Origin of the sequence: Bacillus niameyensis, from assembly GCF_001375535.1 — a bacterium.
GTDB lineage: Bacteria > Bacillota > Bacilli > Bacillales > Bacillaceae_C > Lederbergia > Lederbergia niameyensis.
Genome location: NZ_LN831197.1, coordinates 4,272,308 through 4,295,771, shown reverse-complemented (window position 1 = coordinate 4,295,771; position 23,464 = coordinate 4,272,308). Strand labels below are relative to the sequence as shown.

The 23,464-nt window shown below is 37.3% G+C and carries 22 protein-coding genes; 8 read left to right on the top strand and 14 right to left on the bottom strand.

Annotation, left to right across the window (positions count from 1 at the left end; genetic code table 11):
* Positions 1–60 precede the first annotated feature (60 nt).
* From BN1243_RS19845 to BN1243_RS19835, 4 genes are all read right to left on the bottom strand, one after another.
* Entirely contained in the window at positions 61–1,206 is a 1,146-nt protein-coding gene (locus BN1243_RS19845; protein WP_062109758.1) for an AlbA family DNA-binding domain-containing protein, read from the bottom strand.
* Positions 1,207–1,323: 117 nt separating this feature from the next.
* A complete protein-coding gene (locus BN1243_RS19840; protein WP_062109756.1) occupies positions 1,324–2,154 on the bottom strand; it encodes a hypothetical protein in 831 nt (276 codons plus the stop codon).
* Positions 2,155–2,242: 88 nt separating this feature from the next.
* Positions 2,243–2,419 carry a hypothetical protein gene (locus BN1243_RS22795; protein WP_230200264.1) on the bottom strand — a complete coding sequence of 59 codons (177 nt, stop codon included), beginning with the start codon at positions 2,417–2,419 and terminating at the stop codon, positions 2,243–2,245.
* 6 nt (positions 2,420–2,425) lie between these two features.
* On the bottom strand, positions 2,426–3,526 hold the full coding sequence (locus BN1243_RS19835) for an AIPR family protein (RefSeq protein ID WP_062109754.1): 1,101 nt from the start codon (positions 3,524–3,526) through the stop codon (positions 2,426–2,428).
* Between the two features lie 803 nt (positions 3,527–4,329).
* On the opposite strand from BN1243_RS19835, the gene BN1243_RS19830 reads away from it, so the two are divergent.
* The gene (locus BN1243_RS19830) at positions 4,330–5,811 is read left to right on the top strand and encodes a recombinase family protein (RefSeq protein WP_062109752.1); all 1,482 of its coding nucleotides are present in this window, start codon (positions 4,330–4,332) and stop codon (positions 5,809–5,811) included.
* Positions 5,812–5,862: 51 nt separating this feature from the next.
* Positions 5,863–7,611 (top strand): recombinase family protein, encoded by a 1,749-nt coding sequence (locus BN1243_RS19825; protein ID WP_230200263.1) that lies wholly within the window; start codon positions 5,863–5,865, stop codon positions 7,609–7,611.
* Here the strand turns inward: BN1243_RS19825 and rlmH are convergent.
* Entirely contained in the window at positions 7,537–8,016 is a 480-nt protein-coding gene (gene rlmH / locus BN1243_RS19820; RefSeq protein ID WP_062109748.1) for a 23S rRNA (pseudouridine(1915)-N(3))-methyltransferase RlmH, read from the bottom strand. The genes BN1243_RS19825 and rlmH overlap by 75 nt on opposite strands.
* Positions 8,017–8,150: 134 nt before the next feature.
* Between rlmH and BN1243_RS19815 the strand changes: the two genes are divergently transcribed.
* Both BN1243_RS19815 and uvsE read left to right on the top strand, forming a co-directional pair.
* The gene (locus BN1243_RS19815; protein ID WP_062109746.1) at positions 8,151–8,618 is read left to right on the top strand and encodes a ferritin-like domain-containing protein; all 468 of its coding nucleotides are present in this window, start codon (positions 8,151–8,153) and stop codon (positions 8,616–8,618) included.
* A 135-nt stretch (positions 8,619–8,753) separates the two neighbouring features.
* Positions 8,754–9,719 carry a UV DNA damage repair endonuclease UvsE gene (uvsE, locus tag BN1243_RS19810; protein WP_062109744.1) on the top strand — a complete coding sequence of 322 codons (966 nt, stop codon included), beginning with the start codon at positions 8,754–8,756 and terminating at the stop codon, positions 9,717–9,719.
* On the opposite strand, the gene BN1243_RS19805 is transcribed toward uvsE, so the two are convergent.
* Positions 9,711–10,655 carry an AEC family transporter gene (locus tag BN1243_RS19805; protein ID WP_062109742.1) on the bottom strand — a complete coding sequence of 315 codons (945 nt, stop codon included), beginning with the start codon at positions 10,653–10,655 and terminating at the stop codon, positions 9,711–9,713. The two genes, uvsE and BN1243_RS19805, sit on opposite strands and share 9 nt — an antisense overlap.
* A 184-nt stretch (positions 10,656–10,839) precedes the next feature.
* Between BN1243_RS19805 and BN1243_RS19800 the strand changes: the two genes are divergently transcribed.
* From BN1243_RS19800 to BN1243_RS19790, 3 genes are all read left to right on the top strand, one after another.
* Positions 10,840–11,103 carry a transcriptional regulator SplA domain-containing protein gene (locus tag BN1243_RS19800; protein WP_062109740.1) on the top strand — a complete coding sequence of 88 codons (264 nt, stop codon included), beginning with the start codon at positions 10,840–10,842 and terminating at the stop codon, positions 11,101–11,103.
* Complete coding sequence (splB, locus tag BN1243_RS19795; RefSeq protein WP_062109738.1) at positions 11,100–12,128, top strand: spore photoproduct lyase; 1,029 nt, start codon at positions 11,100–11,102, stop codon at positions 12,126–12,128. Before BN1243_RS19800 ends, splB begins: the two co-directional genes overlap by 4 nt.
* Positions 12,129–12,255: 127 nt before the next feature.
* Positions 12,256–13,230 (top strand): phosphotransferase, encoded by a 975-nt coding sequence (locus BN1243_RS19790; protein WP_062109736.1) that lies wholly within the window; start codon positions 12,256–12,258, stop codon positions 13,228–13,230.
* 324 nt (positions 13,231–13,554) lie between these two features.
* On the opposite strand, the gene BN1243_RS19785 is transcribed toward BN1243_RS19790, so the two are convergent.
* The 5 genes from BN1243_RS19785 to BN1243_RS19765 all read right to left on the bottom strand — a co-directional run bounded on the left by BN1243_RS19785 (position 13,555) and on the right by BN1243_RS19765 (position 19,220).
* Entirely contained in the window at positions 13,555–14,613 is a 1,059-nt protein-coding gene (locus BN1243_RS19785) for an LLM class flavin-dependent oxidoreductase (protein WP_062109734.1), read from the bottom strand.
* Positions 14,614–14,642: 29 nt separating this feature from the next.
* Positions 14,643–16,997 carry a polyprenyl synthetase family protein gene (locus tag BN1243_RS19780; protein ID WP_062109732.1) on the bottom strand — a complete coding sequence of 785 codons (2,355 nt, stop codon included), beginning with the start codon at positions 16,995–16,997 and terminating at the stop codon, positions 14,643–14,645.
* A gap of 173 nt (positions 16,998–17,170) precedes the next feature.
* On the bottom strand, positions 17,171–17,488 hold the full coding sequence (locus BN1243_RS19775; RefSeq protein ID WP_062109731.1) for a thioredoxin family protein: 318 nt from the start codon (positions 17,486–17,488) through the stop codon (positions 17,171–17,173).
* Between the two features lies 1 nt (position 17,489).
* Entirely contained in the window at positions 17,490–18,509 is a 1,020-nt protein-coding gene (locus BN1243_RS19770; protein ID WP_062109729.1) for a PTS sugar transporter subunit IIC, read from the bottom strand.
* Positions 18,510–18,707: 198 nt separating this feature from the next.
* Entirely contained in the window at positions 18,708–19,220 is a 513-nt protein-coding gene (locus BN1243_RS19765) for a lipoprotein (RefSeq protein ID WP_062109727.1), read from the bottom strand.
* 204 nt (positions 19,221–19,424) lie between these two features.
* Here BN1243_RS19765 and BN1243_RS19760 point away from each other — a divergent pair, with 204 nt between their 5' ends.
* Positions 19,425–19,865, top strand: a complete 441-nt coding sequence (locus BN1243_RS19760) for a YtoQ family protein (protein ID WP_062109725.1) — start codon at positions 19,425–19,427, stop codon at positions 19,863–19,865.
* A 154-nt stretch (positions 19,866–20,019) separates the two neighbouring features.
* On the opposite strand, the gene BN1243_RS19755 is transcribed toward BN1243_RS19760, so the two are convergent.
* The 3 genes from BN1243_RS19755 to moaA all read right to left on the bottom strand — a co-directional run bounded on the left by BN1243_RS19755 (position 20,020) and on the right by moaA (position 23,322).
* The gene (locus BN1243_RS19755; protein WP_062109723.1) at positions 20,020–20,535 is read right to left on the bottom strand and encodes a DUF84 family protein; all 516 of its coding nucleotides are present in this window, start codon (positions 20,533–20,535) and stop codon (positions 20,020–20,022) included.
* Positions 20,536–20,562: 27 nt separating this feature from the next.
* Positions 20,563–21,954 (bottom strand): NAD-dependent succinate-semialdehyde dehydrogenase, encoded by a 1,392-nt coding sequence (locus BN1243_RS19750; protein ID WP_062109721.1) that lies wholly within the window; start codon positions 21,952–21,954, stop codon positions 20,563–20,565.
* A gap of 351 nt (positions 21,955–22,305) precedes the next feature.
* Complete coding sequence (gene moaA / locus BN1243_RS19745) at positions 22,306–23,322, bottom strand: GTP 3',8-cyclase MoaA (RefSeq protein ID WP_062109719.1); 1,017 nt, start codon at positions 23,320–23,322, stop codon at positions 22,306–22,308.
* Between the last annotated feature and the right edge of the window lie 142 nt (positions 23,323–23,464).

Here is a 23,464-nt window from a genome sequence, read left to right as displayed (position 1 = left end):
CTCAGTGCTGTTTTCCTAAATCTAATCCCAATATTTAGCCGTTATTCATAAGTGATATGATTACTGCCTTCTGAAGTTCAGTAATTCCCTGTTAAGCAATATCCCCGTATGAATTCTTTTATTCTCAACATTCCTAATATGTTCATCTACAGTTTCAAAAACTAAATTACTTCTTTTCATTTCTTCTAAATCCTGGGTAATATCAGTAATATTTCCCCTAATATAGGATTCAAATAGTTCTTTTTCCCTTTCCGAATTGTATAATAGAACTAATTCCATAAGTCTATCTCTCGCAATTCTTGCTTCTTCATTATCTTCATCAAATAAAAAAATATTTAAATGATATTTCAGCGAACCTTTAACATAATATTTATAAGATAGTTTTTCTCGATGATATTTATCTAATGGAATAAATCCCCAGTTAGGAACCGGTGCAATATACCTTCCACTATCCAGGACAACAGACTGACACTCGAATAAAACCGTCATATAATATTTGCAATGAAGTGTTTCATATGAAGTAGAAGAATTCATTTGATAATAAGAATAGAATTCTCGATTCGTATTTTGATACCGATTTTCATAATCATCTATTTGTTCAATAGTAAATTCGGGGGATGGGTTATAATAACTAACAGATTCTTTTTTTGTCCAATTTTTCTTATCCGATAGGGAATGCTTTAATCTGTCTATTGGCAATGGAAGAAGTCCGAATCTTCTTTTCCATAAATTCTCTACAACCCTTTCATCAGCTGATTTATCTTTAGGTGTATTTGTATCCATAATCCTCGAATAAATATGATATGCTCTCACTTTTTTCTTACCATCGCTAAAGTATTTTGTTAAAAAATATGGTGTCCGATTACTTTGCTTGATAATTAAGACATCAATACTATGGCTTTCTAATTCAATACTATTATATTCAACAACTGGTCTATATCCACCCTCAAAATCCTTATCTCTTAAAAATGAAATGAAATTTTCTTGGTTTTTTCTATTTGGATCATCTTCTACGCCCTGGATTCTTCCATCATCTGTTATTCCAAAAATAAGATAAGCATCTCGATTCTCGGTGTTATTGGCCAAACAGATAATATCGTGTAACAAATCTGCTCTGTTTTTATGATATTGTTGCTTATAATCCCAATAATTCCCTTCATATTTTCTACTAATTAATTCATTAATTTTCTCTTTGAGCGATACCAATATGTTCACCTACAGTTTTTATATCTATTGACTGACTTTCATTATGCTTTTGTATGAAATTGCAACTTCAACTTATCGGGTCTAACCCCAATATAGGCATGGTAAAAAGTTGTAGTATTAATCATCTTCTTTACTAATGAAAAACCTAACAAAATCCTTTCCAAACTTGGACAGCTCCAGGTTCTCCTTGGATTTTAATTTTGGTAGCCTTAACTTTGGAAGAGATCGTGTATATTTAGGATTGGTTGCTTTGTCTAAGTATGCGTATATCTCCTTGAATTTCTTAACTATTTCTTCAAGATCATCAGTTATATTTAGATCTGTCTTTGTTATGAGCAAACCTATTCTTTGAAGGTTTCGTCTCACTGATTGGTATTGCTCGTAGCTAAGTCCATGCCTTTCCATAATATCCCGAAATGTCTCAGTGGTGTCGTTGGCAATTATATAACGTGAATTGTACATTAATCTAAGTACTGATATATCTACCATTCTCAATTCTTTAAGAACATCATAATACGTAAGGACAAAATCATCTGATACTTGTTCATGATTTGTTAAGTTTAAAAATCCATTCACCATGTATTCAATCTTGTCTTCTTGCTGTTCATCAATAACATAGTCCAAGACAATATTAAACAATTGATCAATTTTTTCTTTTTGCTCATTATTCTTGCTTTCTATGTTCACCCGTATCGTATCAATATTAGAATATAATTGCTCTGTAAAAGCAGTTATGTTTCTTTCGAAGCGGACACGCTTATATCCCTGGACTGCTCCTGAAATACCAGGAAGAAGAGAACTTGCGGTGTCAACCAGAAGATCCCCAAATATGCTAGTAATTGATTCTTTTGCAATCTCTGCAGCAGTCTCACTCCCTACACTTAATACAGTATCAAGTACAAGCCCTTTACCTGTTTCTTGTATATCTTTTCTTTTATCTTTACTCAAAAGTAATCTCCTCCCCCCTTATAAATCAACACAAAATCCATAGGTCCATGGATAGGTTACTTGCCCCATTAGTCATTAGTAATCACTTTCACTCTGTTAAACTAGCTCGATTCATTTTACTGTCAATATATCTCAAAATAATACGTGCGGAATTTATTACAAATTGGGCTTCCTCTTCTGGGAGAAAATCTTCATTTGGATGAGCCATACTTAGTGTCTTCATTTTCTTCTTTCCTTTCACGTGAGTTTTTAAAACAATTTTCATATCCTTCTATTCAACAGGGATTAGATTTTGTTCCAAGTCTGCCGTCAACATAATATTTTGTATCTCTTGGTAGATGTTCTTTTCCCGTGAGATTTCCGATACCTTTAACCCCTCATCTTCATAGGATTGCAATTGGTTTACAATTTGAGGAAATGATATTTTCGTTAAATCTTTCAAACGTTCGATGTCATAGTTCTTTTTAAAGCATGGATAGAGCGTTTTTGGTACATAAACCGCAAAATTAAACGCATTAAGGATGTTAAACATCAAAGAATCAGTAATAACCCCTTTGCGAAGCCAACCTGTCTTTTTCAAATTCCTTTTTACACTCACAATACATTCTTCATCTGATCGGATAAACAGGTAAAGATCAATAAGCTCCTTTAATATATAACGAGTTCTTTCCAAATTGATCTTGCCATCATTGTGTTTTTTCACGATGTCACCTTTATTGCGTAGATAGCTCTGAAACTTTCTGTAATCCTTATTGACAAATTGACTTGTCCGATCATTCACCTGAAAAATACCCGCTATATGCAAAACTGTGGCAATATCCAAGTCGTACTTATCACTTTCTTTATATTTAATCGGATAATCAGGTAAAATCTTTTTTACCCAATTATAGCGTTCTAGCTTTTCCCCACGGCTTATCTCCTTCGTTGGTGTACTTGAATTTTTTGCAACAATAATGTCCACGATTTCCTCTTCCGGTACATCAAAATAGATAACTAGAATCACATAACTATTAGATTTACCTTCCGTTTCTTGGACATTCTCAGTGTGTATTCCATTGTAAACACCCTGTCCCCTTTTGAAAAATACCTTTGTTGTTCCATCTTCATTTCTGATATATGATTCTGCTATTATATGAATTCCATTATTCATATAGACAAATAACTCAGGCTTATTACGAAGTGTTTTCTTCATTTCTGGGACATATTTATTATCATTACCCATGAAATCCCTGGTATTCGGCTTGTTGGGAATATCATTATTCTTTTCCCGTAGTGCCTTACCTGAAACAAATCCCATGAGAATCTTTTTATTGTTGACCATATATTCTCTTAAATCAGCATCAATTGTAACTGACATTAAGTCTTCTTTCATTTTTCTTTGCTCCTTCTATAGAATTAGATAATACTTGTATTTCGAAATCAACATCACTAGATTAACACCAGTTGTGTAAATTTTCAAACTATTGTTTATAGTCAATGGTAAAAAGAGAGATGAAAAAACCTTGTATAATGCGGGTTTGCATAGTTATTGATAAATCCCCCATTTCATGTAAATTTACCCAATGGGTAAATTAGCGTAGAAAAAGCTACCGACTCACGGAATTAACCTTTCAGTCGGTAGCTTTGCTTTAATCTGGATCTTGACGGTAGGGTTCGCATTTTAACATCTGGATTATGTTGGCCGACAAAGGACATTCGCTTATATTTGAATGAATTAATTTCAACGGAGTAAATAAAATTGCACACTAAAAAGCTAAGAGCCTAATCTGTACTTTCTAGTTTACTGTTTATCCATTAAGTGGAGCAGGTATACAGAATAATAGACTCCTTCCAAGTTTCCTAATGGAATAGAAATTTATCTATTACCCTAAATAAACTTTTTAAGGTAGAACCTTATTTTTTGGACTTTGATTTGATAGTCCGTTAAAGTTAAAAACACAGGGTAGCAATTATACCCTATCCCACGAAAAACACCTCATCTACGAAAGGAACCGAGTCTATGAAGAAATCCCCCTCACTTGATTACAATCATGAATTCGAACAACAATTATTGACTGAAAAGGAACTCGACAAGGTAAGAGCTAAGAGTTTCATAAACTTAATGTCTGAGATGTTCCTAAAATATGAATCTGAAATTGAAAAAACAATCATTCCAAACTAAGGAGGAGATTATCCATGCCGAGAGCTATTGGATATGTGCGTGTCAGTACAGATAAACAATTAGACAACACATCTATCGAAAAACAAAAAGAGGAAATAGAAAAGTACTGTAAAAACAACCAATTAACACTCGTTCACATTTATGATGAAGGAGCATACTCTGCCGAAAATATCAGAGACAGAAAGGAATTTAAGCAAATGTATTCACATGTTTTCGATAAAGATGAAAACATTGATTATGTGGTGGTTTTCAAATCGGATCGTATTTCCAGAGACAACCTTGATGCCTTGTACATCTATAAAAGAATTACACAGGCAGAAAAAAACTTAATTTGTATTGCTGACAATATTGATACCCGAGACAAAAATGCAAAACTACTCTACCAATTCATGTCGCTTGTTGCGGAGCTTGAAAGGGATATGATCAAACTTCGTACATCCTCTGGCATGGAAAAGAACGCAGATAAAGGAAACTTCAATGGCGGAAAGGTATATGGCTATAACACCGAAAACAAAGAGCTTAAATTGAATCCAGATGAAGCAAAGGTAATAAAATATATCTTTAAAAAATACGCCATTAATCAATGGGGATACCGAAAAATTGCTGCAAACCTTAATGAACAAAGGATCAGGACGAAAAACGGAAGGCATTGGACTATCACCGCCATTAAAACAATTTTAAACAACAGAATATATATTGGCGAAATCAAGTGGAGGGGAAGCTATCGGAAGGGAAATCATACAAGGATTATTGATGACAACCTTTGGAATCAAACACAGAAGGTACTTCAACTTAAAAGTTATATGCCAGAAAAGCTCCATCCCGGAACCTATCCTCTATCGGGTCTTATCAAATGTCCGGAATGCGGGGCTCCAATGGTTCAAGGGAACAGTAGCAAGAAATATAAATACTACCAATGCAGTAGAAATAAAAACAGTGGTAAATGTGCTTGTTCGTCCAACCTCGTTGTTAAAGAATACGCTGAGCAATTCGTATTCAATCACTTTTTCCATACTTTAAAATCATTGAACCTCACAACTCTCATCACAAACACCACCCTTGCCGATATTTCTAGTGAAGTAGAACCCATTGAAGATAAAATAAAAACGATGAAAAAAGAACTGAAACGCTTGTCAAAGAAAAAAAGCGATGTTATATCCTGGAGAAGTGATGATGTTATTGACGAAGTAACCTTTAGACAGCAAATGAAGGATGTACAAAAGGAAGAAAGTGAACTTATCCAATTTCTCAGGACGCTAGAAAAACAGCTAGAACAGCGACAAAAGCCTGATATAGGTGATAGTGTTGCAATCGCAATCGAAAAATTGGAGATGTTTTTTGAAATTATGTCTGATGAGGATAAGAAAAGGGTTCTACACTCTTTTATTGACAGCATTCATGTAACGCAAGGCACCACATCAAAAGAAAGAACCATTAAAGAGGTTAAATTTAAGTTTGATTTAAGTCATATAAGCCATTTGAATCGAACCGCCTAAAGGGAAAGGAGCATATCCTTTCTCTTTTTTTATTTTCATACTAAACTATCAATGAAGGGAGAAAGATATATGGGTGAAATAAAACGTGTGGCAATTTATTGTCGGGTTTCGACAGAAGAACAAGCGGCGGAGGGCTATAGTATTTCCGCTCAGTTACAGACCCTACGTCAATATACACAATTGTATGGATGGCAAGTAGCGGAAGAATATGTTGATGAAGGGATTTCTGGAAAGAACATTAAAGGGCGTCCTGCTATGCAAAGACTGGTTGCCGATGTTGAAAAAGATAAGTTTCAAGCAGTTCTTGTATGGAAGATCTCACGACTTTCCCGAAATATGTTAGATACACTCACACTTTTGGATAAGTTTGAGGATTATGGGGTAAAGTTCATTTCATACTCGGAAAACTTTGATACAGGTAGCCCTATTGGTCGTTTAGTCGTTCAACTAATGGCTTCCATTGCAGAAATGGAGCGTAACACATTATCAGAAAACGTAAAACTCGGAATGAAACAGAGGGCATTAGAGGGTTCTTGGAATGGCGGTGTTGTTTTTGGCTATGACACTATCGAAAAGGAGCTTGTAATTAACCAAAATGAAGCTAAGGTGATACAACTTATCTTTCAATTGTATGCCAGTGGTAAAGGTTTAAAGGCAATTGCTAATCACTTAAATAAAGCAGGATATAGGACAAAACGTAACTGCCACTTTTCTATTAATGGTGTGGAAACTATCTTAGATAACGTTATCTATAACGGTAAAATAAGTTGGTTAAAGGTTGAAAATTGGGATACGAAGCGGAGAAAAGGTAAAAACCCCAATCCTATACTTGTTGAAGGTCAGCATGAAGCCATAGTTTCAGACGAACTGTGGAGTGTTGTACAAGCAAGGAGAAAAAGTAAATCATTCAAACAGCGTCAATCACATGAACCATTTTTACTTAGCAGTCTTCTGCGTTGTCCTGATTGTGGTAAAGGCATGGTTCCTTCTATTACTACATATACACGAAAAGATGGAACAAAATGTAGGCATCGCTATTATGTATGTGGTAATTTCCACAATAAAGGATCATCTGCATGTAAGGCAAACTCAATAAAAGCGTATGAAGCAGAAGATAAAGTCATCAATAAAATTGAAACTTTCCTATCCAATAAAAGGTGGCTATATAAATCGCTTCAAGATAAAAATTCACATTCCGTCGATTCCTTGAATCAACTCAATAAAGAATTGGAGCAAATCGAAAAAAGGTTGTCCGAAATAGAATCACTTCAAGATCGTTACATGGAAGCATTTGAAAAGAACACCCTTCCAACGGGTATCTTACAGGAAAGGTTGCAGAAGATTTCTAATGAAAAAGGCGAGTTAGACCAGAGAAAAAATGAGATTACAGTACAAATAGGCTCTACCGATACAAAGATCATACAACCTGAAATCATAGAATCCCTCTTAGAAAAATTCCTGAACGTATATAGGAATGCTTCAAGGGAAAATGGAAAACAGTTGTTACAATTACTTATTAAAAAAATTACGATTAAGCAATTAAAGGAACGCTCACGATCAGTTAATAAAATTGAGCTTGATTTTGACTTTACGGAGGTCAATATATCCAAGACCTTTACACTTATCCACATGTTGTATCGTGAAACGGATACGGAAGATGCATTTTCACAACCAATACCCGTTTTCGACAACAAAATACCACCTTATCTGCAACAATTTTTGCCTCTATTTATGATACGGTTCCCCCCTAATAATCCTAAACCCCCGATACACTTGCTCCAACAAAATCAACCTCATTAACTGATGTGGAAATGTCATTTTAGAAAATGATAAGGCGTAGTCACTTCGATTCTGAACCTCTTCACTTAGGCCAAGTGAGCCGCCGATAATGAAGGCAATTTTACTTTTTCCGTAGGTTGCGAGTTCGTCGATTTTGGCGGCGAGTTGTTCGGATGTGAGCATTTTTCCGTTAATTTCTAATGTGATGACATAGGTGTCTTGGGAAAGATGGGATAGGATCCGTTCTCCCTCTTTCTTCTTTACGATTTCCATATCTGCTTCATTTAAATTTTCGGGAGCTTTTTCGTCTGCTACTTCGACAATCTCAACTTTCGCATAGGCGCTTAATCGCTTCAGGTATTCTTGAATCCCCTGTTTCAGATATTTTTCCTTTAGTTTTCCAACAGAGATAATAGTAATTTTCATAGTATTTTCCTTTTCGTGTTTTTTATTGAATAGTGTAGCAAAAAAGAATCCCTTTTCCTACCTAGGCCATGACACACCTCTCGATTCGATCAAACATATGATACATTACCACTGTTTAAACGAGGAGGTAAGTGATGAATTACGGTCAATATTATTATCATTATGTTCCCTCTTATGATGATGTTTATCGATTACTCCCTGATGCACCGATCATTGATGATATTCAAAAGGCTATTAATGGAGAGTATCAAGCGATTGTTTGTTATGAACAATTAGCAAGAATTGCCCCTGCCCGAGAGGAACGGAATATAATCCTTGAAATACGAAATGATGAAAGACGGCATTTGGAAGAATTCAGTAAAATATATGCAAAGTTATCAGGCAGGCAACCCACTTACGCAAATCCGAAGCAATGTCCCGATCACTACGTAACCGCACTGGAATGGGCTTTTAAAGATGAGCAAGAAACAGTCGATTTTTATTTGGATATCGCCGATAAAGCAAAAGACCCTTTTATCAAGGAAAGATTTCGTCGTGCCGCCGCAGATGAACAAAATCACGCGGTTTGGTTTTTATCTTTTCTTCAAAAAATCCGAAGGTAGAACCAAGTAATTTGGTACTACCTTCGGATTTTTGATCAAAATGGCGGCCTTTCTTCTGACAACCCTACCCGCATAATAATCAGAAGCTTGTCCATCCTATTTTTTAAAACGAATATCTTGAAATGTGGTGTCCATATGACGATTGTTCGTCTCGGTTTTGTTGCGATGAGTATGGAGTTACAAAACGCATCCCCATCAAAAACAATGACCTTTGCTCAATTTCAAAAAATAGCCGATCGGGAAGCTGCTCTACGAAAATTAGAACGAATTGCTCTACAAAATATCGAAAATACGTTGCGTCTGTTAAAACATTGCACTGCTTCTGAGATTCACTTTTATCGACTTACTTCCCGTATTATTCCATTAGCGAACCACGAAGAGTTGTTAGATTGGGATTATATGTTACCTCTTAAAGAACCTTTAAGAAAAATGGGTGACTATGCAAAAGAACACCAAATTCGGATCGATTTTCATCCCGATCACTTTGTTCTTCTCAATTCTGAGAAAAAACATGTATTAAAAAACTCACTAGAAACATTAAAGTTACATTATCGTTTACTTAAAGGAATGGGAATCAATTCAACTCATCGCTGCGTCATGCATGTAGGCGGTAATTATCATAATACGGAGACATCGCTCGAACGTTATATCGAAAACTGGATGATCGTTCCCCGTGCCATTCAAAACATGATTATGCTTGAAAATGATGATACTTCCTTCACTTTTGAAGATACGCTTTATTTATGCGAGAAATTGGATATCCCGCTCGTATTTGATTATCATCACCATCTCGCTCACCATCAGAATCCGAATTGGGAACTACATTGGACCCGAGTACTACAAACGTGGAAACATTCGCCGCTTCCTCCGAAAATGCATATCTCTAGTCCAAAAGACGAGAAACATTTTCGTCATCACGCGAACTATGTTGATTGTGATATGTTTTTTGACTTTTTAAATAAGATTAAAGATAGTCTTCCGCAGATTGATTGTATGATTGAAGCGAAGAAAAAGGATGAAGCCCTTTTCCAATTAATGAGAGAGATCAAAACAAGGCAGGATGTCGAAATTATCGATGGCTCCTCTTTCCTTTTAAAATAGCCCATTTGTATAATGTAAAACAAAATAAAGAAACGGAACCGTTACAATGCAAAGCAATGTTGTCATTAGGACGCCTAAAGAGGCATAGTGAGCATCTCCCCCGTACTTTTGGGCATAAAGAGACATCGTGGGTGCGGAAGGCATGCCCGATACAATCACAGCCACAATAAGTAAAGTAAACGGGACAGACAAAAAGGTAAAGGGGAGTAGCAACAATGGGATTATTAATAACTTAGCAATCGCTACTTTCCATAGGGAACTATCTTTCAACGATACCATTAGGTTCTTCCACGGGATATCTGAAATAAAGCTGCCAATTATCATCATGGAGAGTGGAATGGTCATCTTCCCAACCATTTCAAGCCCAGTAGAGATCGTTGTTGGAAAATGGATTGGAAGTAAAAAGAGGATAATTCCAATAAGTGTTGACACTGTTCCTGGATTGAACCAGATGTTTTTCCAGCGGATGCTGCCTTTATTTTTACTAAATAAATAGATGCCATATGTCCAAATAAGAATGAAGTAACATAGGTTAAACATCGTTAAATAAACGACCCCTTCTTCTCCCAATAGAATAAAAATGATCGCAAAGCCGATAAAACCTTGGTTACCAAATAATATAATCCCTTCGTACGCACTTTTTTGCGAGTCTAGCAAAGAGGAACGTTTTCGCATTCTATTGGCAAGAAAAATCGAAATGGTAAGGATATATACTGACATCGCCACAAGCCATACAAATTCTTTCATTAATGAGAATGAAAACGGAATATCTAATGAAAACAAAATAAGTGCTGGTAAAGTGAAATAAAGAATAAGCTGTGTTAACACTTGGTTTGTATGTTCATTTAAAACATTTGTTTTTCTCGCGATCCAACCGATAAACGCCATACCATAAAGAATGAACATTTGTTGCACAAGTACCCCAATGGAAATCATCTCAGCCTCTCTCCCCTCTTCGATACGGTATGCAAAATGCATAGGCAAAGTGTTCGCGAGAGCTTCTCGTAACGTATTTCATGTAATAATGCTGTGTTAACCAACAAATCCCTCTCCGATAATCAACATATTTTTCATTTTTAAAGGCACAATCTTAATAATGATGATTAAAATAGGTGATCAAATGGAACTTTTTAATGAAAATTTGCCGTACCGTCCTGGAGATATTGTTTATGTGTTTTACCGCAATCCCCACACTCAGGACGTTGCCAATATCCAATCGGCCGCTGTAGTAAATAATCCAGAAAATCCGGAAGAATTGGCGATATTTTTATATGAAAATTATTATCCGCTTTCAAGTGATATGGCAGTGTATGCAACTGAAAAAGAAGCGAATGAAGCGTATGAATATTACTATGGCGATCATCTTGAAGGGAGAATGGAATGAGAGGACCATTTACGCCTAAACTTGTTTATTTCGAACCAGACGCATTAGATTATCCATTGGGAAAGCAATTGCTGGACAAGTTTAAAGATACAGATGTGGAAATCCGATACACCACCTCACACAATCAGGTGAGAAATCTCCCCGGGGAAAATGACTTTCAAAAATATCGGGTCGCTAAATCAACATTAGTTGTAGGTATTCGGAAAACATTAAAATTTGATACATCGAAGCCTTCAGCTGAATACGCCATCCCTTTTGCGACGGGTTGTATGGGGCATTGCCATTATTGTTATTTACAAACAACGATGGGCAACAAGCCTTATATCCGTACCTATGTGAATGTCGATGAAATTTTAGCAGCAGCCGATCAATATATGGAAGAACGCGCACCAGAGTTCACGAGATTTGAGGCTTCTTGTACATCGGATATAGTGGGAATCGATCATTTAACCCACACGTTAAAGCGTGCGATTGAACATTTTGGTGAATCAGAATTTGGGAAGCTGCGATTTGTCACGAAGTTCCATCATGTCGATCACTTACTCGATGCCAAACATAATGGCAAAACGAGATTCCGTTTCAGTGTGAATGCTGATTATGTTATAAAATATTTTGAACCTGGTACCTCACCTTTAGCAAAAAGAATTGAAGCCGCCGGAAAAGTGGCTAGAGCTGGTTATCCCCTTGGGTTTATTGTCGCACCCATTTATCTGCATGAAGGCTGGGAAGAAGGTTATTATCATTTATTTGAACGTTTAGATGAGGAACTTCCCGAAGATGCGAGAAAGGATATCACATTTGAATTTATCCAACATCGTTTCACAAAGCCTGCTAAAAGAGTCATCCAAAAAAACTACCCAATGACAAAACTGGAGCTTGATGAGGAAAAAAGGCGATATAAATGGGGCAAATATGGCATTGGAAAATACATTTATCAAAAAGAAGAAGAACAAGATATTAAGGATCATCTTTATAAATACATGTACAAATTTTTCCCTGATGCGAAATTAGAGTATTTCACATGATCGGATTCGAAAAAGTGTTGGCTCAAAGTGGGCTAACGCTTCTTTTTAATGGTATAATGTGCCAATAGATAATGTAGAAACAGAATACAAACATGTAAATATATCTGGGATATAAGGGGAATAAGATATGCTGAATCTTCCAATTAATCATTCAATAATTTCTTCCGAAGCGTTATTACATACCATTAATGATTTATATGAAATCGGAGACGTATTGGAATGCCGTTTTCTCCAGACTGGTCTAAATGACACTTACAAATTAATCACAACAAGCGGAAAATATATACTTCGGATTTACAAATCGCATTGGCGGGACAAAAATGACATCGCTTTCGAAGTTGAGATGCTAAATCATTTGGATAAGATGGATATACCAGTCTCTGTTCCGGTGATAAGAAAGGACGGAGAGTACCTCTTTGGAATAGTTGCCCCTGAAGGACAGCGTTTCGCAGTTTTGTTTACTTTTGCTGAAGGAGGGTATTCGGACCAAAAAGAGCAGTGCGCTTTATATGGCGAACAAGTCGCCAAGATGCATCAGGCCTTGAATGAATTTCAATGCGAGCATGATCGGTTCGAGATTGATTTACCTCATCTGCTTAAGCAGCCTATAGAATCAATTCGGGCTTCCTTATCCCACAGACCCGAGGACATGGATTACTTAGAAACTTTATCGCAACTACTGTGGAGCCGTATAGATGAGATCTCATCACAACTGGAATGGGGTGTGTGTCACGGTGATCTTCATGGAGGGAACGTTCATTTTCATGAGAAATCTTTAATCCATTTCGACTTTGATTGTGGTGGTTTTGGGTGGAGGGCCTATGATGTTTCGGTCTTTTTATGGGCAAAGGTGAGAGGTAGAGGAAAGGAACATTTTGAAAATGATCAATGGAACACTTTCATTGAATCATATCAACAGATCAATGCACTATCTGAATACGATCTTAAAGCGATCCCTTTATTTATAGCGATTAGGGAAATATGGCTGATGGGGCTCCATACCGCTAATTCACATATTTGGGGCAGTTGGCAAGATGATAATTATTTCAACACGAACCTGCAGTTTTTAAGGGATTGGTGTGAGAAGCATTCCATCCAATGATATCGAAATCGTTATCACTAAGGGATATTTTAGTGTAAATGTAATTTCGCAGATTAGGCGATTAAAAGAATAGTAATATATTCTTCTTGTTTTACTAAACCTGCTAGTTGTACTCTCTACCCTATTAACTGCAAATTATCATTATCATCTTATACGAGAAACCAGCTAATACCTTTTCAGAGATTAGCTGGTTTTATCATCAATAAATAATGAAAACTATCAGACTTTCAACATTATGATCCATTCCCTTTTATTGTATTATTGCCATAAAAAAATCCAATCAAAAAGTGAGAGATTCATCTCCCACTTATTATTAACTATTGGTCATGATTGTTTATTATTCTGTTCCCATTCTAAAACTTCTTTTCTAACAATAGGGGCAACTTCTTTCCCTAATAACTCGATCGCTCTCATTACGTCATTATGAGGCATGGAGCCAACTGGGACGTGAAGCATAAAGCGAGTGATCCCTACATTTTTTCGGAGATGAATAATTTTATCTGCTACTGTCTTTGGATCCCCAACATATAAGGCTCCTTCAAAACTCCGGGCTGCATCAAATGTGGAACGACTGTATGGCCCCCAGCCACGTTCACGGCCTAATTGATTCATCACTTGTTGAGTAGATGGGAAAAATTTTTCTGCTGCGCTTTCTGTCGTTTCTGCGATAAAACCGTGCGAATGAGAAGCAACTGTCAATTTAGAAGGATCATGTCCCGCTTTTGCAGCAGCTCTTTTATAAAGCTGTACGAGAGGCGCAAAGCGAAGTGGTTGTCCTCCAATGATGGCTAAAACAAGTGGTAATCCTAAGAATCCGGCTCTAGCCACTGATTCAGGTGTACCCCCACTTCCAATCCATACTGGTAACGGATTTTGAACAGGACGCGGGTAGACACCGAGATTTTGAATAGCTGGGCGATGTTTTCCCGACCAAGTCACTTTTTCAGAATCACGAATTTTTAATAGCAAATCTAATTTTTCATCGAATAGCTCATTATAGTCTTGTAAGTCGTAACCGAATAACGGAAATGACTCGATAAAAGAACCCCGTCCTGCCATAATTTCGGCACGGCCATTCGAAATCGCATCCACTGTGGCAAAATCCTGAAAGACCCGCACTGGATCATCTGATGAAAGAACTGTTACTGCACTTGTTAGTCGAATCCGCTCTGTCTGAGAGGCAGCTGCCGCTAAAATGACTGCTGGAGCTGATGACGCATAATCTAAACGATGATGTTCCCCCACTCCAAATACATCTAGCCCTACTTGATCCGCAAGAACAATCTCCTCTACCACTTCACGAATCCGCTCGGCATGGCTGACGACCTTCCCTGTTTCAACATCAGGTGTTGTCTCAACAAACGTGCTGATCCCAATTTCCATACATTATCCCCCCATTATTAGTACTAATCTTAATGATCGCGATTCACGATATAATTGATTAAATGCTTCAAAAAATCTGTGTTGCGCGGTACTGCTTCCAACGCTTCAATTGCTAAGCAGTATTGATCCCACATCGCTCTTCTGGCAGAATCCATACCGAGAATGGTTACAAAAGTAGAACTATTATTTTTCATATCTTGGCGAATTGGTTTTCCAAGTAAGCCTTGATCACCTTCCACATCAAGAAGGTCATCCTTAATTTGAAATGCAATGCCTGTATGATAAGCGAATTTTTTTAAAGCTTCAATTTCTAAATCATTAGCTTGAGCAAGAATGGCAGGCATTAAAAGGGATGCTTCAAAAGCAATTCCCGTTTTATAAAAGCATAACATCTTTAATTGTTCCAATGTCAACTGTTTCCCTTTAGACTCTAAATCCATCGCTTGGCCTTTACACATTTCAGCAGTTGTCTGAGCAGAGTATTGAATCAGTTTTAGTACCATTTTCGGATTAAATTGCTCTAAGGATGCTTGTTCCTCAATTGCTTTTTGAGTTAAAAACAATCCTGTTAATTCTGCTGTGGCAACATTATATACTTCATGTAAAGTCGGACGTCCTCTTCGTAAGAATGCATTATCTTGCGAAGGCAAGTCATCAAAAATTAAAGATGCTGTATGCATATATTCCAATGATTTTAAAAGCGGAACTATCGCTTTCTTATCTAAATCATATTCATTCACACCGACTACCCAAGTTACAATCGGTCTAATTCGCTTACCGTCTCCTCTTAAACTATAATTTGCTGCATCAATAAGAGATTGTTTCAGAGAATGATCGTTACTTGGTAAGCTTAGGAAAGTATTAATTTCATTCCGTGCTGTTTTGATCGTCTTAAAAAAAGATTCCTGTTCCTTCTGTTCATTTTTCAAATGCGTTAATATATGGTCACGCAAAATTTTATCAAGAAATTCGACATTATCAGTTTTTTGAATAACCTTCTGGAGATTCCGATTGAATTTTTTATTTCTAGTGGCAAACTGTCTCATAACCTCGTTGTATTCTTTAGCTCCTACTCGCTCTTTATATCGTCTTAGACCATTTATGAGCCTAGCGAGAATAACTTCTCGAGTTTTTTCATTTGAGTGATAAACGTCGTGAATCAAATGAGAAATAACAGCTAAGTATAATTCAAAAGGATTAAGAAGGTCAGATCGTTCATTTTGATATTGAAGATAATATGTATAAGGAGTAACTCTCCCCTCCTGCAGGTCATCAAACATATCTGCAAAATCGTCGGCTAACTGATTATATAAGCCATAAAAGAAAATTCGATCATCTGCTTCCTTATCTTGTGGAGTATTAATTAATGATCTGACAATTAATCTTGAGTAGGATGATTTTAAAATAACTGGCAAATATAACTCTTCATTCGTATAATGGGGATCGGTTAATTTTTTGGCTCGGTCTATTTCCTGAGATTGGAAAAACACATAAGATTGCTCGAAAAAATGCTGATTGACCTCAGGTTGAGCCTTAATATACTCAAATGCACTTTTAAGTTCTGAATGAACAAATTGCATTAATTCCATGTTTTCACTAGTCCATTCCCCAAATTCTGGAACTACTCCGGTAATTAATGAACTGCGAATTAAATCAGAATACCGCCTTTTCTCTTGAGCTGATAAAACATTAGAATCAAGAAGATCGTCAATGAACGCATAAGTTAATCCATAGGAATAGCCAAGTCGAATGGCTTTATCTAACTTTTTTGCCCGTTCACTCGCCGATATTCCCTCTTCCATTTCCTCAACAATTTGCATAACAACTCCAGCAATGACTTTAATCAGCTTTCGTTTACTCTCTTCGGCGTCCATTTTATCCGGAATATTAGCAGTTACCGTCCTTAATTTACCTATTAGCCAGATAATAGTAGATTCAATAGCTTCCTTCTGAGCTATCCGGTACAACCCGGCCATACTAAGATAATCCTGTTTTTTCTCTTTATTAGTCAATTGTTTTCTTAAATAGGCGCTAACATTGGCAATTCTTGTTTGCGTGTACTGTGAATCCAAAGAATGTCCAAGATCACGTAGGAAAATATAGGAGATGCTGCGATCCAAAAATGGATCAAGTTGGTTGGAGGAAATAAGCCATTGAATATAATGATCGTAAACTTGAGATTTGGTTTTCTTTTTTTGCGAAATGAAAGATAGGTAACGAGTATGATGGCGTTTCCAGATTCTGAAGTCTTTCGTAAGATGGAGATTATGTGCTTGTTGCTCAACTTGCACATAAAGGGATTGAAAATAATGTGCAGCTTTCAGCTCTGCCTGTCGGTAGCACTCTTCTGGATTATTTACTAACGTTTTATTCATACTGTACATTTCCCCTGCCTAACAAATTTCAAAAATTATTTTACCTCGCAAATCTTTAAAAACATTATCTAATGATTTCATAGCTTTGAACACTTTTCTGCTCATGAAGGGCCGGTTTTCTTATAATCCTAGTGTATTCTTAATAAAAGAAGGTTACCCCTTAAGAGTAACCTTCTTTATCATTATTCAGATAATCCGTTTATAAAATCTTCAATTTCCTCTAACGTTTTACGGTCCTTGCTGACAAAACGACCAGCTTCTTCACCGTCATGATAGGCAATGAAGCTTGGAATACCGAAAATATCTAGTTCCCCACACAAATCAATGAACTGATCACGATCAACGTAAGTAAATATATATTCTGGATAATCTGCCTCTAGCCTTGGTAAGAACGGATCGATAAAGCGGCAATCAGAACACCAGTCCGCCGAAAACATGAAGATGGCTCTTTCTTCATTCTTTAATTGTTCAAATTGTTCTTTTGACTGCAATTTTTCCATCTTATTTCCCTCCCGTGTTGATTAGCATTTGGCCTGGTTTAATCCAGCCACGCTTTCTCATAAACTCTGATATAAGTAAGCTTATCACAGCTGGAGCAATAATATGCAATACAACGACTTGCATCAAAACGGTCGATGAAAAACCCATCGTTTGGAATGTCATAATTTGGCCGACAAATCCACTAGTTCCCATACCAGCACCTTCAGCATTACTAGTCATAGGCCAAATCGTTGTAGCAATAGGAGCCAGTATGATTCCAGCCACAGTTGGCGGTATTAAGATTAAGGGATAGCGAATAATATTAGGCACTTGAAGCATTGACGTACCAATCCCAATGGCAAGCAAGCCACCAATTTTATTTTCACGGTAACTGGATACGGCGAAACCAATCATTTGTGCACAGCAACCAATTGTCGCTGCCCCTGCCGCAAGTCCACTTAAATCCAACATGATTGCAATAGCTGCACTTGAAATAGGAGCTGTCAAAGCCAGACCCATCAACGTTGCTACGAGGATTCCCATCATAATTGGCTTTTGTTCAGTAGCCCAAACAATCCAACTTCCAAATAATGTTAAAAACTTTCCAAGTGATGGACCAATAAATTTAGCAACTAAAAATCCTGTGAATATCGTCACAAATGGAGTAACAATAATATCCACTTTCGTTTCTTTACTTATTAGTTTACCAATTTCTACTGAAATTAATGCGGCAACATAACTTCCTGCAGGCCCCCCACCAAGCGCTGCTCCAGCTGCTCCCGTCACAACTGCTGCAAAGATAACGAGAGGTGGTGCTCCAAGACCTACTGCGATCGCTGCGCCAATGGCCGGCCCCATTAAACCCATCGCCAACTCGCCCATTTCAACAAGCAATGGCCATTTTACCTCTTGACCGATAGTTTTGATGATTAATCCAATTATTAAAGATGAAAAAAGTCCAAGCGCCATATAACTTAAGGCATCAATCAAATAAGCTTTTGCTGTAAGATGAATTCCTTTTTTTTGCAAGAAATTTTTCATGATATATCCCCCTGTCAATCCATCTACTTAACTAGTGTAAAGACAGTATCGATATTTGTCTATCCTTTTTTAAAAAACTTTTTATCTGCAAAGAATAGCACTAATTTATCATAAAAAAAGAACACCCAAAAGTCGATTCGTCGACGAATGGATGCTCGTTTTTAGCATAAGAATAATGATTGATTTTCCCTCTTGTTGTCACTCTTTCAAGGAAGCAGAAGCTACGATTTTCATCATTGTTTCTGCGTCGTCTGAAACATTTTTTGTTTTAGACTCAGTCGTTACTTTCATTCCACCAATACCAGCCGTCACTTCAAATGTTTCCTCATCGATCCCAGTAATCATTAAGTAGCCAAAACGATTCTGGTCTGAGAAAGTCTTATTGACGATAAAAGCACCCTCTTCTTCATTTACCATGTTGTCATATAATGCCTGACTATTATTAGGTTCATTCTGATTATAGAAGAATATGTACGGATGATCCTTTTTCTCTAGAATGATATTATTGGGCTTATCACTCTTCACACTCATATCTGTCGGCAGATAAAAATGAAGCACTTGGACTTCCTCGTTTGCCGCTTCTGGATCCGCATTGAAAGCCTTTTCAGCTCTATCTTCGGCTTTCACCTTTTCTTTTTCAATAGATGCTCCGCAAGCGGCAAGAAAGAAAATCGAAAATAAAACCAAAGTTCCTGCAATTACCTTTTTCATAGATTGTTTCCCCCTAACACTCCTGCCTGAATCTATCATACTACTACTAAAAACATATTGACAACCCCAGTTTGATATTTCTAGATGGTAGTTTTTAGATAATCTAACATTCATACTGCGTTTTAATTTGGTGTAAAAGCTGTTTTTAGCAACATAGTCGGATTGATGCTACAATGAAGGAAATCAAAGCAGGAGGGATGTAAGATGAGATTAACTGTTTATTTAGCAGGAGAGATACATAGTGAGTGGCGAACTGAAATTAAGGAAAAGGCCCAAGCTTTAAAACTCCCTGTTGATTTTGTCGGCCCAATGGAAGATCATGATCGTTCCGATGCAATTGGGGAAGAAATTCTCGGAAAACAACCTAATGCCGTATTTCGTGATGCAGCCGCTTCTAGCTTTAATAATTTGCGCACGCAAGTGTTAATGCAAAAGGCCGACCTAGTTATCGCTTTGTTTGGTGAAAAGTATCGACAATGGAATACAGCTATGGATGCTAGTGCAGCATTGGCGAATGGAAAACCATTAATTATTATTCGTCCTGAGGAACTGCACCATCCATTAAAAGAGTTATCTAGGAAGGCGAATGCAACCGTAGAATCTGTTAACCAGGCAATTAAAGCATTAAGTTATATTTTTGAATAAAGATCTGTATTACAAATGGGGATCCAATAGCGATCCCCTTTTTACCTGGAGCATACACAATTTAGGATAAGTAAAACTTCACGCTGTGGGATACTTTCTCTGCTTTTTGACTCGAACTTGTACAGATTCAAGGTGAGTATACATGCATTGCAATTTATTTTGTCCAATATCGATGTTGCCCGATCAGTAATTTCATAATATGAGTAAACATATCGGCTCGGTTGACTAATCCATCGGTAAAAACACCAATGGCCCCTTCGTTATGGCGAATATTCTCTTGCTGGCAATAGTCATCCATAACGGGACCTAATTCTTCACCAGCGCGAAGTCGTACAGCAATTTCTTCCGGAAGCTTAATTCTTGCTCCACCTGCAACGATGGTCTCTTTCCCCTTTTCAGCAAGTGCTCCCCAATTGATTAAAAATAGACCAGATGATGTTTCTGTTACTCCACCTTCTAAGCCAATGCCGAAATGGACATCTTCGTGCTGAACACAATATTCTGCGCGGTTGATCGCTCCCTGCATTGTTTCCTCATCAGAAAAGGGCATTCCACTTACATTAGATGGCGCATCCACAGGTATGATCTCTGCTTTTCTTCCAGCCATTTGAACAACTGTTTCTACTGCTTTTAACTTTGCTTGATTTTTCGAACCTACTGCAATTTTCATTTATTCTTACCTTCTTCCGATTTCCTTCTACAAACCGCCAATCGACATGTATTTAGTCTCAAGGTATGGTTCGATCCCTTCGATACCACCTTCACGACCTAGACCGCTCTCCTTCATGCCACCAAATGGAACATGAGCTGCAGAGGGGCCACCATCATTCCATCCGATAATACCAAATTTTAAATGCTCGTGTAAATAAACACCCGTTCGATAATCATTTGTGAAAAAGTACGCTGCTAATCCATATGGAGTCCCGTTTGCTAATTCAACAGCTTCTTCAATCTTCTTAAAGCTTGTGATCGGAGCAACTGGACCAAATGTTTCTTCATGCATAATCGTCATATCTGTTTTCACATTTTTCAATACGGTTGGATACACGAAGAAGTAGCCTTTTTCAGGATTAGCATTGACCTGATTTCCAACGAGTACTTCTGCTCCTTTTCCAATTGCATCCTCGATTTGTTTGACGATTTTCGTATAACCCTTCTCGTTAATGATTGGTCCTATATCCGTTCCTTCCTCTAAACCGTTGCCAACTGTTAACTTCTTCACCCCAGCAACAAATTTTTCGATGAATGGCTCCATCACCTTTTCATGAACAATAATTCGATTAGCACATACGCATGTTTGTCCAGCATTTCGGAATTTCGTGGCGATCGCTTGCTGTGCTGCTAACTCGATATCGGCATCTTCAGCAATGATTAAAGGTGCATGTCCACCTAATTCCATAGTGGCGTGCTGAATGTTATTAGAACTGTTTTTGATTAACAACTTCCCGACAGCTGTTGATCCAGTGAACGTTATTTTTCGGACAAATTCACTTCCCGTGAAAATTTCTCCAACAACACTTCCCTCACCGATCACATATTGGATCACATCTCTTGGAATTCCGACTTCATAGGCATAATCAATAAATTTCATACCAGATAAAGGAGTTTCTGGAGCAGGTTTCACAATAAATGTACAACCAGCTGCAAGTGCAGGCGCTGCTTTCCGGGCCATCATCGCAGTTGGAAAATTCCATGGGGTAATCGCTGCGACAAGTCCAATAGGCTCTCTTGTTACGATGAGCCGCTTTGAATCTGTATGGGATGGAATCGTTCGACCATAAATTCGCTTAGCTTCCTCCGCATACCAATCTAAATAATCTGTTGAATAATCAATTTCTCCCCGAGATTCGTTTAACGGCTTACCGTTTTCTAAGGTCATCAGCTTCGCTAGCTCTTCCTTATTTTCCTTAACTTTATCACTCCAAGCTCTCATTAACCGAGAACGTTCATGTGCATTCGTTTTGGACCATTTTTGAAAAGCCTCATGACCTCTTTGTACGGCCTTTTTTATTTCAGCATCTGTTTGAATGTTCACCTCATCAATGAATTCACCTGTAGCTGGATTTTTAACTTGGATCGTATTTGCCATGATCTGGACTCCTTTCTATTTGGACCATTTATTTTCCTCATTTTAGCAAAAATCATCACTATACCGTAATAATAGGCAACTTGAGCTAAGGTAAACCACTAGTTGCAACGAAAAATTGCCTATTTGCAACTGAAACTTGGTGGAAAAAATATAGATAGGAGGTTGTTCATTTTACGAACTAAAGGAGGTCGCTTCAATAGTGACTTATAATAATATGCCCTATATTGACTTTTATATAAAAGGATTAAATATGAGTTTCAAAGTTTCTGAGCCTGTGGAAGAGTATCTTTTTCAATATTAATCGAAAACGGCAACTCATTTCCTATTTCAATGAGTCGCCGTTTTTTGAACTTATCCACCAATATAAGACATCCCTATTTTCTTTTTATTCCGGGCTGTCCATTCTGTCCGTTCATCCGAATAACGGTCCGATCTGCGGTCCCACAGCTGACAAATTTTTTCCCGTAATTCATCGTCGGAGGCACCGTCCCGCAACATCTTTTTAAAATCAAAACCATTTGAAGCAAATAAGCAAGAATAAAATTTCCCTTCCGATGACAAACGAGCCCGAGTACACGTTGAACAGAAAGATTCCGACACAGAAGTAATGAAACCGACTTGTGCATCATTATCAGAATAACGATACAGTTTAGCAACTTCACCGAAATAGTGAGGATCAACAGGTTCGAGCTCAAAAGCATCTTTTAACATTTCATAAATCTCTTTTTTCGTAACGACTTTTTCAAAGCTCCAACCATTGTCATTCCCAACATCCATAAATTCGATGAAACGTAGAGTGATCCCGCGATCCTTAAAATAGCGAGCCATTGGGATGATCTCTTGGTCATTCACTCCTTTTTGCACAACCATATTCATTTTTATTTCAAAACCAATTTCTCGTGCAAAATCGATATTTTTTAAAATATATTCAGGCTTAATACCACGACCATTAATCTTCCCAAACACTTCTGGATCTAATGCGTCTAAACTGACATTCAGCCTTCTTAATCCAGCCGAGTATAAATCTTTCGCATACGTTTTTAATAGCATTCCGTTTGTAGTAAGACCAATATCTTCTATACCTTCTATGTGCATCAATTGGCCGACAAGTTCTGGGAGGTTCCTTCTCATTAACGGCTCCCCGCCGGTCAATCGGATTTTCTTGACTCCAAGCGAAGCAAATAAGGAAGCAAGCCGAACCATTTCCTCGAAACTTAATAATTCACTTTTAGGCATAAAAGCATAATCATCACCAAAAATTTCTTTTGGCATGCAATACGTACACCGAAAATTACAGCGATCTGTCACAGAAAGTCGTAAATCTCGCATTGGCCTTTTTAATTGATCATAAATTGATTGTTTCGTCATGCTCTCCTCCTCTCCCTTACTCCAATTCTATTTCAACATACTTGCGAATAAAACTAAAACAGTATGGATTGTAAGTATTTTGAAATTCAGGCATACTTCGATCCCGGATCTCGCTCATATTTCCCGAATCTCGCTCATATAT